This is a genomic window from Rhizobium oryziradicis (genome assembly GCF_001939045.1).
Taxonomy (GTDB): Bacteria; Pseudomonadota; Alphaproteobacteria; order Rhizobiales; family Rhizobiaceae; genus Allorhizobium; species Allorhizobium oryziradicis.
This window is the reverse complement of sequence record NZ_MKIM01000025.1, coordinates 304,404-318,669: the sequence shown is the minus strand read 5'-3', so window position 1 is coordinate 318,669 and position 14,266 is coordinate 304,404. Positions and strand designations below refer to the sequence as shown.

16 protein-coding genes are annotated in these 14,266 nt (G+C 54.8%); 8 read left to right on the top strand and 8 right to left on the bottom strand.

Translation table 11 applies throughout. The features are described 5' to 3' along the window. Positions 1–10 precede the first annotated feature (10 nt). From BJF95_RS09465 to BJF95_RS09435, 7 genes are all read right to left on the bottom strand, one after another. Complete coding sequence (locus tag BJF95_RS09465; RefSeq protein ID WP_075639192.1) at positions 11–1,480, bottom strand: TadA family conjugal transfer-associated ATPase; 1,470 nt, start codon at positions 1,478–1,480, stop codon at positions 11–13. Positions 1,481–1,544: 64 nt separating this feature from the next. Continuing rightward, a complete protein-coding gene (locus BJF95_RS09460; RefSeq protein WP_075639191.1) occupies positions 1,545–2,837 on the bottom strand; it encodes a CtpF protein in 1,293 nt (430 codons plus the stop codon). A gap of 20 nt (positions 2,838–2,857) precedes the next feature. Continuing rightward, positions 2,858–3,535 (bottom strand): CpaD family pilus assembly protein, encoded by a 678-nt coding sequence (locus BJF95_RS09455; RefSeq protein ID WP_075639190.1) that lies wholly within the window; start codon positions 3,533–3,535, stop codon positions 2,858–2,860. A gap of 7 nt (positions 3,536–3,542) precedes the next feature. Further along, a complete protein-coding gene (locus tag BJF95_RS09450; protein ID WP_075639189.1) occupies positions 3,543–5,027 on the bottom strand; it encodes a type II and III secretion system protein family protein in 1,485 nt (494 codons plus the stop codon). Positions 5,028–5,044: 17 nt separating this feature from the next. Next, a complete protein-coding gene (gene cpaB / locus BJF95_RS09445; protein WP_075639188.1) occupies positions 5,045–5,836 on the bottom strand; it encodes a Flp pilus assembly protein CpaB in 792 nt (263 codons plus the stop codon). A gap of 98 nt (positions 5,837–5,934) precedes the next feature. Then, on the bottom strand, positions 5,935–6,447 hold the full coding sequence (locus BJF95_RS09440) for an A24 family peptidase (RefSeq protein WP_075639187.1): 513 nt from the start codon (positions 6,445–6,447) through the stop codon (positions 5,935–5,937). A 126-nt stretch (positions 6,448–6,573) separates the two neighbouring features. Beyond that, positions 6,574–6,762 (bottom strand): Flp family type IVb pilin, encoded by a 189-nt coding sequence (locus BJF95_RS09435; RefSeq protein ID WP_075639370.1) that lies wholly within the window; start codon positions 6,760–6,762, stop codon positions 6,574–6,576. Between the two features lie 428 nt (positions 6,763–7,190). Between BJF95_RS09435 and BJF95_RS09430 the strand changes: the two genes are divergently transcribed. The 8 genes from BJF95_RS09430 (at position 7,191) to BJF95_RS09395 (ending at position 13,475) form a co-directional block, all read left to right on the top strand. After that, positions 7,191–7,565 (top strand): pilus assembly protein N-terminal domain-containing protein, encoded by a 375-nt coding sequence (locus tag BJF95_RS09430; RefSeq protein WP_245297288.1) that lies wholly within the window; start codon positions 7,191–7,193, stop codon positions 7,563–7,565. A gap of 160 nt (positions 7,566–7,725) precedes the next feature. Next, entirely contained in the window at positions 7,726–8,349 is a 624-nt protein-coding gene (locus BJF95_RS09425; protein ID WP_075639185.1) for a TadE/TadG family type IV pilus assembly protein, read from the top strand. Beyond that, complete coding sequence (locus BJF95_RS09420; RefSeq protein WP_245297277.1) at positions 8,349–8,930, top strand: TadE/TadG family type IV pilus assembly protein; 582 nt, start codon at positions 8,349–8,351, stop codon at positions 8,928–8,930. Before BJF95_RS09425 ends, BJF95_RS09420 begins: the two co-directional genes overlap by 1 nt. A gap of 78 nt (positions 8,931–9,008) precedes the next feature. Continuing rightward, positions 9,009–10,229 (top strand): phosphopentomutase, encoded by a 1,221-nt coding sequence (locus BJF95_RS09415; protein ID WP_075639184.1) that lies wholly within the window; start codon positions 9,009–9,011, stop codon positions 10,227–10,229. Next, the gene (locus tag BJF95_RS09410) at positions 10,226–11,236 is read left to right on the top strand and encodes an adenosine deaminase (RefSeq protein WP_075639183.1); all 1,011 of its coding nucleotides are present in this window, start codon (positions 10,226–10,228) and stop codon (positions 11,234–11,236) included. The genes BJF95_RS09415 and BJF95_RS09410 overlap by 4 nt, the downstream gene beginning before the upstream one ends. Before the next feature lie 84 nt (positions 11,237–11,320). Then, complete coding sequence (gene upp, locus BJF95_RS09405; RefSeq protein WP_075639182.1) at positions 11,321–11,950, top strand: uracil phosphoribosyltransferase; 630 nt, start codon at positions 11,321–11,323, stop codon at positions 11,948–11,950. A 233-nt stretch (positions 11,951–12,183) separates the two neighbouring features. After that, positions 12,184–12,708: a TIGR02281 family clan AA aspartic protease gene (locus BJF95_RS09400; RefSeq protein ID WP_075639181.1), complete on the top strand. Its 525-nt coding sequence runs from the start codon at positions 12,184–12,186 to the stop codon at positions 12,706–12,708. A gap of 137 nt (positions 12,709–12,845) precedes the next feature. After that, entirely contained in the window at positions 12,846–13,475 is a 630-nt protein-coding gene (locus tag BJF95_RS09395) for a LysE family translocator (RefSeq protein ID WP_075639180.1), read from the top strand. Positions 13,476–13,630: 155 nt separating this feature from the next. Here BJF95_RS09395 and BJF95_RS09390 read toward each other — a convergent pair whose 3' ends face one another. After that, entirely contained in the window at positions 13,631–14,266 is a 636-nt protein-coding gene (locus BJF95_RS09390) for a 2,3-bisphosphoglycerate-dependent phosphoglycerate mutase (RefSeq protein ID WP_075639179.1), read from the bottom strand.

Below are 14,266 nucleotides of genomic sequence, written 5' to 3'. Positions count from 1 at the left end.
TGTCTGGTCCTTATAGCGCGCCGGATTTCTGTTCCATGGCGTCCAGCGCAGCGGCTAGGCGTCGGTCTTCATTGAAATAGCGTGCCCGCTCCCAAAAATGCGGTTTGCCAACGCCGGTAGACATGTGGCGGCCAATGATCTTTCCGGCCAGATCTTCGCCTTCAATCTCATAGCGCATCAAATCCTGCGTGATGATCACATCGCCTTCCATGCCAATCACCTCGGTAATCTGGGTGATGCGACGAGAACCATCGCGCAGGCGGGCGGCCTGAATGATCACGTCAATCGAGCCCGAAATGATTTCCCGCACGGTTTTCGCTGGCAGCGAATAGCCACCCATGGCAATCATCGATTCCATACGGCTGAGGCATTCACGCGGGGTGTTGGAGTGGATGGTGCCCATCGATCCATCATGGCCGGTATTCATGGCCTGCAACAGGTCAAACACTTCCGGTCCACGCACTTCGCCCACAATAATCCGTTCTGGTCGCATACGCAGGCAGTTTTTCACCAGATCGCGCATGGTGATCTCGCCTTCGCCTTCAATATTGGGCGGGCGGGTTTCCAAACGCACCACATGCGGCTGTTGCAATTGCAATTCGGCTGTGTCTTCGCAGGTAATGATGCGCTCGTCCACATCAATATAGCGGGTCAGGCAGTTCAAAAGCGTGGTTTTGCCCGAACCCGTGCCGCCGGAAATGACGACATTGCACCGCACCCGGCCAATGATTTGCAAAATCTGCGCCCCTTCAGGCGTGATGGCCCCAAACTTGACCAATTGATCGAGATTGAGCTTGTCCTTTTTGAATTTACGAATGGTCAGCGCCGGTCCATCAATGGACAGCGGCGGCGCGATGACGTTGACGCGCGAACCATCGGGCAGGCGGGCATCGCAGATCGGGCTGGATTCATCCACACGCCGTCCCACCTGGCTGACAATGCGCTGGCAGATCGACATCAGCTGGGCATTGTCACGAAACCGGATTTCGGAATCAATGGTCTTGCCGCCCACTTCGATAAAGGTCTGGCCTGCGCCATTGACCATGATGTCGGAAATATCGTCGCGCGCCAGCAGGGGTTCAAGCGGGCCGTACCCCAACACGTCATTGCAAATGTCCTCCAGCAGCTCTTCCTGCTCGGAGATCGACATGGCAAAATTTTTGATGCTGATGATGTCGTTGACAATGTCGCGAATTTCCTCGCGCGCACTTTCAACATCCAATTTCGCCAGTTGTGACAGATCAATGGTGTCGATCAGGGCGGCAAAGACCTGGCTCTTGGTGTCGTAATAATCATCGGTGCGGATCTGCCGCTTTCGTGTCGGAGCCACAGGAGCTGGCTGCGGCTGCGGTGCCGGGCGCGGGGCTGCGGAGGATGGCTCGATCAGGCTCGACTGACTGGGCGATGGTGGCATGGGGGCAGGCGGCGTCTGCACCGTATTGCCCTTTCCAAAACCGTCATTTCCACGTTTACCGAACATGTCATGTCTTCCAGTTGAACCGAACCCTGATCAAAGGCTCGCGTTTGCGGCGTATCGCCTGTGGTTATTTTCGAGCAAGGCGTTCCAGCACCCGGCTAATGCCTGCTTTTTTGGCTTTCTTGGCACTGGTGCGCCCGGTGACGAGATGGGCAATCTGCGAAAAGGTTTCTGCTGTTGGGCATTTCGCATCAACCTCGGCAATCATGCGGCCGCTGTTGGCAGCATTGCCAAACAGCTGCACATCAAACGGAATGATGGCGGCGGGCTTGATGTCCAGCGGCTCAAAGAAGTCGGCGGGCGAAATCTCCGGGCGTTTGGGCATGCCGACCTGATTGAAAATCAGATGCGGCGGCCTGTCATTGGGCCTGATTTTTTTCAGGGCATCCAGCATGTTTTTGGTGTTGCGCAAATTGGCAAGGTCGGGCGCGCAGGTCAAAACAATCTCGTCCACTTCGGCCAGAAGCGCGCGTGTCCAGTCATTCCAAGTGTGTGGCACATCCAGAATGGCAATGGGCGCGCTGCGCTGCAAGGTTTCCAGCACCGGCAAAAAGGCACCCCGTTCAAAATCGTAAGCACGATCAAGCAAGGATGGGGCCGCCAGCAAGGACAGGTTTTTGGCGCAATCGGTCAACAACCGATCAAGAAATGTCTCATCCAGCCGCTCAGGCGCAAACACCGCTTCGGCAATGCCCTGCGCAGGGTCTTGATCAAAATCGATATTGGCCGTGCCATAGGCCAGATCCAGATCGGCCAGAATGGTCTCGGATGAAAACAGCGAGGCGACCATGAAGGCAACGTTATGGGCAATTGTCGACGAGCCGACGCCGCCTTTGGCCCCTATGAAAGCAATGCTACGGCCCAGGGGTTCGGCATCGGGATCAATGAAGATGGTTGAGAGCGCGCCAACGACGTCCGACATGCTCACGGGTGCCACAATATAGTCTGACACGCCGTTGCGCATCAGTTCGCGATAAAGAGCGATGTCGTTGAAATGGCCAATGACAATCACGCGGGTGGAGGGATCGCACACCTCGGCAAGCGGGGCCAGTTCCGCCAAAAGCGCTCCCGCCTGCGCCTGTGTTTCCAGAATAATCAGGTTGGGCGTTGGCGCGCCCGAAAACATGTTGATGGCTGCCGAAATGCCACCGCTGGTCACCCGCATGCTCACCTTGGCCATACGCCGGTCGCGCCCGCATTCCTCCATCACTGCCAACACACTCTCCGAGAGGCAGAAGGCATGAACGGAAATGCGTGGCAAAGGCCGCAGCTTGTCCAGATCACCGGCTTTTGACGGATCAGCCCGATGCTCATCGCCGTTTTGCGTCACGGATTGGATATCATATTGAATGGAGTTCATGACGTTGACCGATCCCGCTGTTAGTTGATTCGACCGTTGCGATAATCGGAAATGACTTTTGTTCGACGGTCTGCATCAATCGGGGTCATGCCGCGCGGGGCGATCAAGTCCGTTGGGCTTGCAAGCTGGGCTGCCAGATTGGCTTGAGTGGCACAGCCAAAGTTTTCCCAACTCTTGTTTTGCGATGTGTCATTGGCCAGATCTTCCGGCCATTGACCGCAAGGCCCCGCCACAGCTGTGGTGGCGGTATAGCTCAGGCGAATGGGTGCGGCATCACCGCTGGATTGCGCCTGATAGGGACGCTCAATAATTTTTGAAGATGGAACACCCTTGGCAATCAGCCGACTGCGAACCTGACGGGCGAGTGCGGAAGCGGCAGCACTGTTGGGCGAGCCATACGGCACCATGATCTGCACATAGCCGCTCGATGCATTGCGATAGTCTTGTGCAAAGCCTGTCACCGTGTCGCCCATGCCGGTTGTCATGCGGCTTGATCCTTGGGCCACCGGCAAATCAAGGGAATGCTCCACATCGGTCACCACAATCGGGTGGCGGGTGCGATAATCATCAGGGATCGAGCCGGTCGACATCGTATCCTTGCCCATGCCACCGCAGCTGGACAGTGATAGCAGAGCCACCAATCCCAACATCAGTTTCGGGGTCAGTTTCGCGGGGAATTTTGCATCTTGCACGATCATCACCGCCTCACTTGTAAATAAAGCCGACCGTGCCGTGGTAAGCACCGGTGGTGTTGGTGTCTTTGCGGCCATAGACCTTGTTGACACGGTTGAGAAAATACATGGCTCCGTCGCCCGCCGGATTGAAATTGTCGTCGGGGCGCTGCAATTGATTGCGGGCAACCGGGCGCGTGAGGTACGGCGTGGCGATAATCACCAGCTCGGTTTCCTTGCGGTCAAATTGCTTGTTGCGAAACAATGCACCAAGGATCGGCACGCTGCGGGCCCCGGGAACGCCCTTGCTTTGCTGGCTGATGTCGTCATTGATCAGACCCGCCAGCGTGATAGAGCCGCCCGAGGGCAGTTCCACGGATGTTGTGGCCTGCCGCTTGCGAAACTCGGTTGTGCTGCCCGTGGTCATGGGTTCGGACACTTCGGTTTCGATCTTGAGGCTGATGCGACCGGCCGACAAAACCACAGGGGTAAAGTTCAGCTTGATGCCGTAATCATAGGTCTGGGTGGTGGTCGATCCATTGGCCTGATTGATGGTGCGGATCAACTCGCCGCCTGAGCTGAATGTGGCGCTCTGGCCAGAGGTGGCGGTCAGGGTTGGCTCGGCCAATGTCTTGATGACCTTGGCTTCTTCCATGGCGTTGATCACGGATGCCAACGAATATTTGCCCAAGGCTGTCGAAATGGCCGCAGTGATTGCGCTGGAATCGGCCGGGTTGGAGGCTGTCACGGGTGTGTTGCCCGAAATGGTGTTTTGCAGTGTGGTGTTGAAGCCCAATTGCTTGAGGATTTCGCGGCGCACTTCGGCAACCGTGATTTTCAACGTCACCTGATCATCGCCCTCGATCGTCAGCATATTGACGATTTGAGATTGCTGGCGGCCTTCGGCATAAATCGCCACGGCACCATCGCCACTGCTGTTGCTGGTGGCTGTTTGATTTCGGGTGGTGGCTTCACCGCCCTTGACAAAGGCCTGGGCGAGGGCAACGGCACGGGTCGAATCCTGCGGCGTGCGCACGGTGCCGGTCAGCACGACATTGTCGGAGATGATCTCGACCTTGATGTTGGAATCGGGAATGAAGCGGCGAAGATTGGCTTCCAGCCCATCGATATCGCGCTCGATTTGCAGATCAAGGCTGACAATTTCGCGCCCGTTGGCACCGAAGATGAAAATATTGGTTTGCCCAACGGTTTTGCCAAACAGGTAGATGCGCCGCGACGTACGGGTCACGGCATCAGCCAAGGTTGGGTCGGCCACCAGAATGTCCTGCGCATCTTCTGGCAGGTCCACCACAATCGCCTTGTTGAGGCCAAGCTTCAGCGTGCGGTGCGCGCCGGGGCCAGATTGGGTGATGCGCACCAGCGATTGCTGTTCGGCATGGGCTTTTGCACCGTCGTGCCACAGGCTTGCGCGCTCGCCGGGAATGCCTGACACCGTGAAAGCAAGTGCGACGCCTGTCAGTGTGAGGGCGCGAAGCAGGCGAGGGCGGATAGCGCTCATCGGAGTGATCCTGTTCATTATTGCGTGCCCCCCGCACTGGTCACGACGGAGCCTGACTTGATAACCTGCACTTGGTCGCCGGTGTTCAACGTATCGGGCTCTTGTGCATCAGAAACCGAACGCAGGGTCAGCGACAATCGCTCGGCGGCTTGCTGGCCTGCGGCAAGCGAAATTGACTGCTCAGGCGTGAGTTCGAGGGTTGCGGTGGTACCGATGACCGAGCGGCGGCCGCCTTCCTTTTCTTCAATCTGTTGGTCAATCGCCAGCACACGCACATTGCTGAGCAAGAGCGAACTGACGTGAACATCGTTGTCGCCGCCTTGCTTTAACTTGCGTACCATGATGACATCGACGCGATCATTGGGCAGGATAAAGCCGCCAGCCCCGGTTGCCACCGAGATTTCTGTGGCAACGGCACGCTTGCCAGCGGGAAGCAGCGCAGACAGCGTGCTGCCCGACGCGTCGGCTACTTTTTCAATGCGGATCGGCTCACCTTCAAAAATTGGCAGACGCACGATGCTGCCGTTCAGATCCTTCATCGCATCCGGGCGACTGTCCTGGGTGATGAAACCGGTTACCAGATCATTCTTCGGCCAGGCCATCCAGCGCATCACCTTATCGGACAGGCGCGCACCCACCGGCATGCTGGTCGAGGCAACCAGAATATTGATGCTGGGATCTTTGATGACCGTTTTCTCAGCCTGCTGAACAACAACCTGCTTTGGCCCACTCATGCTCATGGCCAGCAAACCAGCAAGCCCTGCCGCAACAAGGGCGACAACAAGAATGAAGATACGGGCGGGTTTCATGGTCTTTCCTCAGGTGCAAGCGCAATGTCTTGGCCTTTAGAAGATCAGGAATTGGTGTAATTAGAGTTAACAAATGCCTTATGCATTTGGTTAATGATTTATTTCTTCGCGCTGATTGCCAGTAAAACCAGTGGCGATTGAAGGACACTGCAAAAGCCGCCAATGGCGATGGCAATGCCGTAAGGAATCTTTTTCTCCATCAGCAAAGATCTCGGCACGGGCAAGCGCAGCGCCAAAATATGCGAAGACTGGCTGCGAATCAGCAAGATGAGAAGGGTGAGCACCCCGCCCAGAATTGTCACCTGCAGCAAAAACACCAAAAGGCTGAGATTAAAGCCAAACCACACGGCGGCAGCACTCAGCAGTTTTGCATCCCCTCCGCCCATGACATTGAAGGCGAAAAAGGTAAAGCAGGCCAACAATACAATAAAACCAGACAGAAGATGAAGACTAACTTCGCGCAGAGGCAATCCCACCACAGCGGCCAAAGCAAAAAAGCCTGCCAACATGACAAGTGGGATCATATTGGGGATTTTCATCTCAAACAGATCAGTGAAAGCGGCTGCTGCTAGGCAGAGTGGAAAGATAAGCACGACTATTGCAGCCATCATGGCGGAAAACCCCGTTTGGTAAGGGGTGGAGGATAGGGCTGAAATGTAAACAAGAGGTTTGGTAAACAAAAAGAAAAACCGCCCTATCAAGGGCGGCTTTTGTAGCGATAGGCGATCAACTTTACATCAAGGTGCTGTCTTTGCCACAGCGGCGTTAAGCTTTGTAGAAATTCCAGAGAATGCTGCGTTCAAGCTATTGCCCAGCGTTGTTGCACCAGCGATGATGGCCACAGCAATCAGGGCTGCAATCAGGCCGTATTCGATGGCGGTTGCGCCGGATTCGTCTTTTATGAAACGTGCAAAAATCTTTGACATATTGTTTTCCTGCTCCAAGAGGGTGATCAGCTCCGTCAACTGTTTCCGCTGATCGGCTGGAGAGAAATTACAGGCAAGGCCATTGCGATTGACTTAAGAATTCGAGTTAACAGAGTTTTAATCCATGCTCTTGGCGCTTTTGGTAAATGAACTTTCAATACTATTTATAATCATGTCAGTATTGCGAAATATTCTGCGTTTGTTCTGATTTCAGGGCGCAAGAGCCTGCATTTTTTCAACGAATTTTATGCTGTTGTTGAAGCTCTGTTGGATATCGTCTTGCTGCATGTCTCAACGTGGAGCGTGTATTTAATATTCTGTTTACCATTTTGCTGCACACTATGGGGCAATTCAGAAAAAGAGATTGTTCTTATATGAGACCGGTTCTGCCGTTTCGCTTGGGATTTGCGCTTGCACTTGTTGCAAGCATGGCAGCGGCAAGCTTTGCCCGGGCTGACAGCAACCTGCTGCGGGTTTATATGAATCAGGCCCGGATCTTGAAACTTGATCGGCCGATCAGCAAAGTCATCATCGGCAATGACAAGGTGGCCGATGCAACGGTTGCCGATGCCAAAACCATTGTGTTGACCGGGCGCAGTTTTGGCACCACCAACATTGTCTTACTGGATCGCGACGGCAATGCCGTGCTGGATGAGCGTATTCTAGTGTCGATTGACGAGAGCAATACGGTGCGGGTTTTCAAGCAAACAGAGCGCACAGTTCTGTCGTGCGATCCCAATTGTGAAGAGCATTCAAAGTTCAATAATGCCGCCACAACCGGCGCTGTCGGTGCGACCAATTGATTGTCTCGATCCGGTCTTTATGGGGCAGGAATAGCTATTTTTTAAATATCACCCAAAACAGGGTTTGCGATCATTCTGTGCAAACCGAGACAATTTGGAAACGAAACTTAAAGACTTGACCTCATAATCTATGGTCACGTTAAACAATCGGCGCTGAGACATGACGTTCATCAAGCGGGCCAGTGACAGCCGGTCCAGACCACGCCGTTACACATGGCTGAGGTTGCTCAGGCGATTTAGGCGCTCAGCAGACGGCTCGGCGGCGATTGAGTTTGCCATCCTGGCTATTCCTTATTTTCTCATTGTCTTCGCCATTCTGGAGACCTTCATTGCCTTTGTTGCCGAGCAAGTGGTGACGTCAGCCGTCGACACGTTGGGGCGCAATCTTCGCACCGGCAATATTACCTATAATCTTGAAAAATCGACCAATAAGACGAGTGCTGAATTTCGCCAGCTGTTTTGCAATGAGATTTCATTTCTATTGAAATGTGACGCCTCTGAAATCGCAACGCCCAATCGGCTGTATCTGGATGTGCGCAGCTTTTCCACCTTTGCCGCAATCCCCAAAGTTGTCACGACTGCGAACGGCAGTCTGGATACGACGGGCTTTGCATATGCGCCTGGCGGCCCGGGCACCATTAACATGCTCCGCGCTTATTACTATTGGCCGGTCACCACAGATTTGGTCCGCTCCTATGTTGCCACCATTCGAAAGCCCGGTGAAACCAGCAATTCGGATTATCTGATTGTGGAAACCACGGCTTTCCAGAGCGAGAATTATTGATGATGCTCTGGCGTAACAACATCCAGCTTCTGATCCATCGCCTTCAGCATTTTTCGAAGGACACCTCAGGCGTCGGCGCGGTGGAATTTGCGCTGATCGTGCCCGTGCTATTGCTGCTCTATCTCGGCGCGTTCGAGCTGACGCTTGGGCTCAACGTCGCCTCACGCGCCACCTCCAGCGCCGGTGCCATTGCCGATATTGTGGCAAGCAAGGATGGCAACTTCAACAAGGCATTCCTGGCGACAATGCCCGATGTGGCTGCTGCCATTTTCGCACCAAAACCAACCACGGGTTTTGCAATGAAAATCACCGGCATTCAGGTGGATCAGAGCCTCAATGCCAAGGTTGCGTGGTCATGGGCGCAAGATGGCAGCAAGCCGTACAGTGTCGGGAGCGCAGCAACCATGCCATCGGGCATGGCAGCGGCTTCCTCCTCCTTTGTGCATGTCGAGTTTTCAATTCCTTATAAATTGATCACCTACGTGCCGGGGCTGAATGCATCGCTCAGCATCATCACCATCAGCCGCGATTTTTATTATCGCCAGCGCACGAGTGAAACGGTGAGCTGCTCCGATTGCTAAACGGCTGAAGCGTAGAGATTTGCAACACCGTGGGCAAATCGCTATGGATCAGGAACAATAAACGGCATTTGGTGAAGTATGGCACGGGCATTTCTTTTTGTTCTCGACTCCTTCGGTGTTGGCGGGGCACCCGATGCTGCACGCTATCATGATGAGGGTGCCGATACGCTTGGCCATATTGCCGAGTTTTGTGCAGCCGGTGCCGCAGACCGCCAAGGTTTGCGCGAAGGGCCATTGCAGCTTCCCAATATGTCCGCGCTGGGGCTGATGCACATTGCCCAAATGGCCAGTGGCTCGCTTCCGCTCGGCATGCCTCTGCCCGACCGCACCTTTGGCATCTATGGGGCCGCCTCGGAAGTGTCAAAGGGCAAGGACACGCCCTCTGGCCATTGGGAGATTGCTGGCACACCGGTGATGTTTGATTGGGGTTATTTCCCCACCGACGGAGATGCCTTTCCGCCCGAATTGGTGGAGCAGATTTGCCAAAAGGCCAATCTGCCCGGCATTTTGGGCAATTGCCACGCCTCCGGCACAGATATTATCGCTCGTTTGGGACAGGAACATTGCCGCAGCGCCAAGCCGATCTGCTACACATCCTCCGACTCGGTGTTTCAGATCGCCGCCCATGAGCGGTATTTCGGCCTCGATCGGTTGCTGAAACTCTGCGAGATCGTGCGTGAATTGCTGATGCCTTATAATATCGGCCGGGTGATTGCGCGACCGTTTGTTGGCGAAACGCCAGCGACGTTTGAGCGTACCGGCAACCGGAAGGACTATTCCGTGTTGCCGCCCGAGCCAACGTTGTTGGATCGCCTTACCCAGGCAGACCGCACCGTGCACGCCATTGGCAAGATCGGCGATATTTTTGCCCACCAAGGCACCAAGCGCGAAATCAAGGCCAGCGGCAATGAAGCGCTGATGGCGGCCACCTTGACCGTGATGGATGAGGCCGAGGACGGCGACCTCGTGTTCACCAATTTCGTGGATTTCGATATGCTCTATGGCCACCGCCGCGATGTGCCGGGCTATGCGGCAGCACTTGAGGCCTTTGATCTGTGGTTGCCCGCCGTCTATCGCAAACTTGTGCCCGGCGATCTGGTCATCCTCACCGCAGATCACGGCTGCGACCCCACATGGCGTGGCACCGACCACACCCGTGAGCGGGTGCCGATCATGGCCTTTGGCCCCGGCATTCGCAGCCGCTCGATTGGTCTGCGCCCCAGTTTTGCCGATATTGGCGAAAGCATTGCCGCCCATCTTGGTATTGCGCCTGGTGCGCACGGGAGGAGTTTTCTATGACACAAAATTTGCTGAAAGCCGAATTGCATTGCCACGTTGAAGGTGCGGCACCGCCCGCGCTGACACTGGCACAAGCCGAGAAATATGGCATTGATTCCCGTTCCTTTGTGCGCAATGGAGCCTATGTCTGGACGGATTTCACCAGCTTTATAGCCTGCTATGATTTTGTCGCATCCGTGTTTCGCACCCAGGAAGACTATGCCGATCTGGCTGAGGCCTATCTGTGCGAACTGGCCGGTGTAAATACGATCTATAGCGAGCTATTTGTATCGCCAGACCATGGTGAAGCGGTGGGCCTCTCGGCTGAAGCCTATATTGAGGGCCTGGCCGAAGGCATTGCGCGCGCAAAAGAAAAAACCGGCATAGAATGCCGCATGGTGATTATCGGCGAGCGCCATCTGGGACCAGACAATGTTCTGCGCCGCGCCAAATGGCTGGCAAACTACAGCCATCCGCTGGTAACAGGCTTCAATATGGCCGGCGAAGAACGCATGAACCGGGTGGTGGATTATGCGCCAGCATTTCAAATCGCCAAAGGGGCAGGCTATGGCATCACCATCCACGCCGGTGAATTGTGTGGCGCGTTCAGCGTGACGGATGCGCTCGACCATGTTGCACCAAGCCGCATAGGCCATGGGGTGCGATCCATTGAAGATGCGGATCTGGTCAAGCGGCTCGCCGATCTCGGCACGGTGTTGGAAGTTTGCCCGGCCTCCAATATTGCCCTACAGGTCTTTCCCGATCACGATAGCCATCCGCTTCGGCAATTGACGGATGCGGGTGTGCGGGTCTGCATCAATTCCGATGATCCGCCGTTTTTCCATACATCTTTGGCGCAAGATTATGAGATCGTCGCCAACATGGGCTTTGATAGGTCCGAGATTAACGCCATGACGCGCACTGCCATTGAAGCCGCTTTTGTGGATGAGGCCACGCGATCTCGGCTGCTTTTGCGCCTTGATGAGCCAACACGTCAGGATGCATCTGGGGATGATTTGGTAAAATAAGCGGCACACTCTTGCTCTGACGGGTTATTCTTGGAACAGAATGGATCCCAAGATCAGAGCAATAAACATAAGAAGGTTCTCTCCATGGACGGCGTTACAGTCATCAATCACCCCCTCGTGCAGCACAAGCTGTCTTTCATGCGGCGCAAGGAAACCTCGACTGCTGGCTTTCGGCGCTTGCTGCGGGAAATTTCCACGCTGCTATGCTATGAAGTGACCCGTGATCTGGAACTGACCATGGAAACCATCGAAACGCCGATGGTGGAGATGGAAACACCGGTGCTGGAAGGCAAGAAGCTGGTGTTTGCGTCCATCCTGCGCGCTGGCAACGGCCTGTTGGAAGGCATGCTGGATCTGGTGCCTTCGGCCCGCGTGTCGCATGTCGGCGTCTATCGCGACCATGAAACCCTGCAAGCGGTGGAATATTACTTCAAGGCCCCGGAAAGCCTGTCCGAGCGGCTGGTGATTGTGGTGGACCCGATGCTGGCCACCGGCAATTCCTCGATTGCCGCCGTGGACAAGCTGAAAGAGCGCGGCGCGATCAATCTGCGCTTTGTCTGCCTGCTGGCAGCGCCAGAAGGCATCAAGAATTTCCGCGAAGCGCACCCTGATGTGCATGTTTACACGGCAGCCATTGATAGCCATTTGAACGAGCACGGCTATATCGTGCCTGGTCTGGGCGATGCGGGCGACCGCATGTATGGCACCAAGTAAGCTTTGCGTTAACCAGAAAGACTTGCAACCCCGGTGCTTTTGCGCCGGGGTTTGTTTTTGCGCAATGCTGTTAACCGAAGTGAAAGTCGCAGGTGCGTTTTCTCTATGCGACAGCGTTTGTCAGGGAAAAGTGGTAACCGGTTTTACTGATCAGACAAACTCAAACAAAGAAGTTTAGAGACTATCTGGTTCAATCTGAACCCGACAGTCTCTAAATTTGGGGAGGCAGTTTTATGCTCATGCGGGTTCTGATCTTTGCGGGGCTGATCGTGGTGGTGGCAACCCAGCTTCCGGCCTATCTGCAAAGCCATATTGAAGCACCTCCGGTGGTTGCCAGTTTAAACACAGAGTCTCAATCAGCCCCACCAGAGCAAGCGTCAAGCTATGGGCAGGCGCTTTTGCGCGCCGATCAACGGGGGCATTTCATCACCACTTTCCGCATCAATGGCAAAGCCGTGGAAGCGATGATTGACACAGGCGCTTCATCCGTGGCGATCAATGAAACCACGGCGCGCCGCTTGGGCATGAGCGGCAACGATCTCAATTTTAAATACAAGGTCAACACTGCCAATGGCGAGACGCCTGCCGCTGTGGTGATGCTGGATCGCATCGAGGTTGGCGGTGTGCGTGTTGATGATGTGCAGGCCATGGTGCTGAAAGACACGGCGCTATCAAGCACGTTGATCGGTATGACGTTTTTGAAAAAGCTGGGTAGCTACAAGGTCGAAAACGGCCAGATGCGCTTAAGCCAGCGATAGGGGCGGGCAAACGGCGTCTTGTCGCATTGGAGGTCAGAAACTGCCCTGGGCATTCGTTTCTCTGTTGTGCAGTCTCAAGATGCTCATATAAGTTGAGTTCTTGTTTCCTGAGATCAGAATGAGAGGCGACAATCGACATGAATTCAGATGTTGTAACGGTTCTGACGGCGCTTGGCCTGTATGCTGCTGTGGTGATCAGTCCCGGTCCGAACTTCGCTTTAATATCCAGATTGGCAATGTCCGGGGCACGATCAACCGCCGTGGGTGCAACATTTGGATTTGCTATTGCCGCAACCTTTTATGCGGTTCTAACCATGGCGGGTTTGGCGCTGTTTTTGGCAAAGGTCGGGTGGTTGGCAAGCCTTATGCAGATTGCTGGCGGCTGTTATCTTGTCTATCTCGGCCTGATGGCGTGGCTCTCTGGCAAGCCTGATACGGCGAAACAAGGCGTGCCGCCTGTCGAAAAGGGCAGTGTTTTGCGCGGTTTGCGCGTGGGGATGATTGTTAATCTCTCCAACCCGAAGGGGATTGCCTTCTTTATTGGCCTTTATGCCGTTGCAGTGCCGCCCGAGACGGGTCTTTTAGCAAAACTGGCAATTCTTGTGGGTGGATTTTTGATTGAGATCATCTGGTACAGTCTGGTGACCGCTCTGTTGTCTCGCAGGCAAGCCAAAGCCGTCTATGATCGATTTGCTCAGTGGATAGAACGCGCGATTGGAACAGTGCTGGCCGGGTTTGGCATCAGGCTGATTGCTGAAAAAATCTGATCTTCTCAACGGTGCCGCCCATTGAATTGCATGAGCGGCGCAATTCTAAATCGTTTAGGGTCTGTCAGGTTCAGATTGAATCTGGCAGACCCTATATTCTTTTGTTTTCGTTTGTCTTTTCGGGAAAACCGGGTTCCACTTTTCCCTGGCAAACTCTAATGCGCGCCAGACATATCGCCAAGCACTTCCTTGGATGCCACGGTGGAATCGGCATTGAGCTTGTAAACCATCGGCACGCCGGTGGCCAAATTCACGCCCAGAATCTGTTCCTTGGTCAGCTTGTCCAGCACCATCACCAGTGCGCGCAGCGAGTTGCCATGGGCTGCCACCAGCACGGTTTCGCCTAGCAGCACGCGTGGCAGGATTTCCATCATGTAATAGGGCCAGACGCGCGCGCCCGTATCCCGCAGGCTTTCGCCGCCCGGTGGTGGGACGTCATAGGACCGGCGCCAGATATGCACCTGCTCTTCGCCCCATTTGGCGCGGGCGTCATCCTTGTTGAGGCCCGATAGATCACCATAATCGCGCTCGTTGAGGGCTTCGTCGCGGATGGTCTCTAAGCCAGCCTGTCCCACATTGTCCAAAATAATGCCGCAGGTTTTCTGGGCGCGGCTGAGGTTGGACGTAAAAGCAATGTCGAATTTAATGCCGTAGTCGGCCAGTGCCTTGCCGCCAGCATTGGCTTCCTGCACGCCCAGTTCGGTCAGGTCTGGATCACGCCAGCCGGTGAACAGGTTTTTCAAATTCCATTCGCTCTGGCCGTGGCGCACGAGCACGAGGGTACCAGTCAT